General features: G+C 64.7%; 3 protein-coding genes. All 3 read left to right on the top strand.

Going from position 1 to position 3,189, the window contains the following annotated elements:
- Positions 1-812, top strand: an 812-nt coding sequence (locus tag WCE35_RS18460; RefSeq protein WP_424594770.1) for a molybdopterin oxidoreductase family protein, incomplete at its 5' end; no start/stop codon positions are given.
- A 162-nt stretch (positions 813-974) separates the two neighbouring features.
- Positions 975-1,529: an REP-associated tyrosine transposase gene (locus WCE35_RS18455; protein WP_424594769.1), complete on the top strand. Its 555-nt coding sequence runs from the start codon at positions 975-977 to the stop codon at positions 1,527-1,529.
- 59 nt (positions 1,530-1,588) lie between these two features.
- The coding region (ligD, locus tag WCE35_RS18450) for a non-homologous end-joining DNA ligase (protein WP_424594768.1) at positions 1,589-3,189 on the top strand (1,601 nt) is incomplete at its 3' end.

Here is a 3,189-nt window from a genome sequence, read left to right as displayed (position 1 = left end):
ATCATCTGGTGGTGCAGGATCTGTTCGTGACCGAAACCGCGTTCCATGCCGACGTGATCCTGCCGGCGTCGGCATTCGCGGAAAAATCCGGCACCTTCACCAACACCGACCGCCGCGTGCAGCTCGCGCGCGAGGTGATCAAGCCGCCCGGCGACGCGCGGCAGGATTTGTGGATCATCCAGGAAATCGGCAAGCGGATGGGGCTGTCCTGGAACTATGGCGGCCCGGCCGACGTGTTCACCGAGATGACAGAGGTGATGCCGTCGCTGAAGAACATCAGCTGGGAGCGGCTTAAGCGCGAGGGCGCGGTGACCTATCCGGTCGACGACCCCGACAAGCCCGGCAACGAGATCATCTTCACCACGGGTTTCCCGACCGCGAGCGGGCGCGGCAAGATCGTGCCGGCGCGTGTGATCGCGCCCGATGAGGTGCCCGACGACGAGTATCCGATGGTGCTGTCGACCGGCCGCGTGCTGGAGCACTGGCACACCGGCTCGATGACCCGGCGCTCCAGCGTGCTCGACCAGATCGAGCCCGAGGCGGTGGCGTTCATGTCGCCGAAGGACATGCGGCGCCTCGGCGTGTGGCCGGGCGATCTCGTTCGGCTGGCAACGCGCCGCGGCGCGGTCGAGGTCAAGGTGCGCGCCGATCGCGACGTGCCTGAAAACATGGTGTTCATGCCATTCTGCTACGCCGAAGCCGCGGCGAACCTGTTGACCAACCCGGCGCTCGATCCGTTCGGCAAGATTCCGGAGTTCAAGTTCTGCGCCGTGCGCGCCGAAAAGGCCGAAATCCGCGCGGCGGCGGAGTGATCGGCAATGCGTAGGATGGGTTGAGCACTCGCGAAACCCATCACCTTGGTGCGCATCAATTGCGATGAAAGTGGTGGGATGGGTTGAGCCAACGGGTCGCGCGAACGCGCGCCCGGTGATAAACTCCGCGATACCCATCACGTCAGCGGGCGAGTGAGCGGCATGACTGACTACCGTCGCAACTTCATTGCCGGAGGCAGCTTCTTCTTCACCGTCAATCTGGCGGAGCGGCGGCTTCGGCTGCTGACGGAACACATCGACGAACTCCGTGCCGCGTTTCGCGACGTACGTCGGCAGCATTCGTTCGCGATCGACGCAATGGTCGTTCTGCCTGATCATCTCCACGCAGCCTGGACGCTGCCCGAAGGCGATGCCGATTTTGCCACGCGCTGGCGACTGATCAAATCGGGGTTTTCGCGACGCCTTCCGGCCGGCGAGCGGATTTCCGGCAGCCGCGCCGCCAAGGGCGAACGCGGCATCTGGCAGCGGCGCTACTGGGAGCATACCATTCGCGACGGGGGCGACTTCGCCCGTCACATCGATTACATCCATATCAATCCGGTCAAACATGGGTTGGTCGCGCGGGTCGCAGACTGGCCCTATTCGTCATTCCATCGCATGATGAAACTCGGAGTCTATCCGGAGGATTGGGCGGGCGATGTCTCCGATCACGATGGGGCGTTTGGCGAACGGCCGCGGGGTCCCGCGGCAAGGTGATGGGTTTCGCGAAGGGCTCAACCCATCCTACGGGCTACGTGCTGCATGAGGACTGACCCGTGCCGTTGAAGAACCTGACCAGCTACCGGAGGAAGCGCGATTTCGACAAGACCGCGGAGCCTTCCGGCGAGGTCAAGGTGGCGGGCGCAAAACAGCGGCGGTTCGTGATCCAGAAGCACGCCGCCACCCGGCTGCACTACGATCTGAGACTCGAATTCGACGGCGTCTTCAAGTCCTGGGCGGTGACGCGCGGTCCCTCGCTCGATCCGCACGACAAGCGGCTGGCGGTCGAGGTCGAGGACCATCCGCTCGATTACGGCGATTTCGAAGGCACCATTCCCGACGACCAGTATGGCGGCGGCACCGTGCAGCTCTGGGACCGCGGCACCTGGGAATCCGACGATCCCGATCGCGGCTTCACCAAGGGCGACCTGAAATTCACCCTGCACGGCGACAAGCTGCATGGCGGCTGGGTGCTGGTGCGCATGCGTCACGACCGCGACGGGGCTAAGCGCACCAACTGGCTGCTGATCAAGCACCGCGACGAGTTCGCCAAAGAAGGCAAGGCCAACAACATTCTGGACGAAGACAAGTCGGTCGCCTCCGGCCGCTCCATGGACCAGATTGCCGAGGGCAAGGGCAGGGCGCCAAAACCGTTCATGCTGGCCAGGGGCGGCAAGACCAGGGCCGACGCGGTCTGGCATTCGAACCGGGGCGAAGCCGCGGACACCCGTGCCAAAGCCCAAGCGCCCGCACCATCGGGCAAGAAGACAAAAGCCGCGACCGGGACATCCCGGGCGAAAATCGTCGCCGCGATACCGGATTTCGTCGCGCCGCAGCTCTGCCGTGTGGTCGAGCGCCCGCCCGCGGCGGACGGCTGGTGCCATGAGATCAAGTTCGACGGTTACCGCGTGCAGTTGCGCGTCGAGGATGGCGCGGCCGCCTTGAAGACCCGCAAGGGGCTGGATTGGACCGGCAGGTTCGCCGCGATCGCCAAAGAGGCACGCACGCTTCCCGACGTGCTGATCGATGGCGAGATCGCAGCGCTGGATGACAACGGCGCACCGGAGTTTTCCGCATTGCAGGCGGCGTTGTCCGAGGGCGAAACCGATGATCTGATCTTTTTCGCCTTCGACCTGCTGTTTGCCGATGGGAAGGATCTTCGCGCGCTGCCGCTCGGCGAGCGCAAGGCGCGGCTGAAGCAATTGCTCGAGGCGCGGCAAGGGAAGGGCAAAGCCAAGCGCAGGCTGATCCGCTATGTCGAGCATTTCGAAGGCGGCGGCGCCGCGATCCTGCAATCGGCGCGCAAGCTGTCGCTGGAAGGCATCGTCTCCAAGAAGCTCGATGCGCCCTATCGCTCCGGCCGATCGGAGAGTTGGACCAAGGCCAAGTGCCGCGCGGGGCACGAAGTCGTGCTCGGCGGCTGGAAAACCACCCACGGCAAATTCCGCTCGCTGATGGCCGGCGTCCATCGCGGCGATCATCTCGCCTTTGTCGGCCTCGTCGGCACCGGCTTTGACCAGGACAAGGTCCGGCGTATCATGCCGGCGCTGAAGGCTGTGGCTTCCGGCAAAAGCCCGTTCGGCGGCAAGAACGCGCCGCCCAAGACCCGCGACGTGCACTGGCTGAAGCCCGAGCTGGTCGCCGAGATCGAATTCGC

It is taken from the genome of Bradyrhizobium sp., from assembly GCF_049691595.1.
Taxonomy (GTDB): Bacteria; Pseudomonadota; Alphaproteobacteria; order Rhizobiales; family Xanthobacteraceae; genus Bradyrhizobium.
Note: the sequence above shows the minus strand (reverse complement) of the source record. Positions and strands in the feature narration are given on the sequence as shown.

Excerpts from the sequence above, each read along its gene's own strand:
- WCE35_RS18455 (WP_424594769.1), top strand. The coding sequence starts at position 975 with ATGACTGACTACCGTCGCAACTTCATTGCCGGAGGCAGCTTCTTCTTC.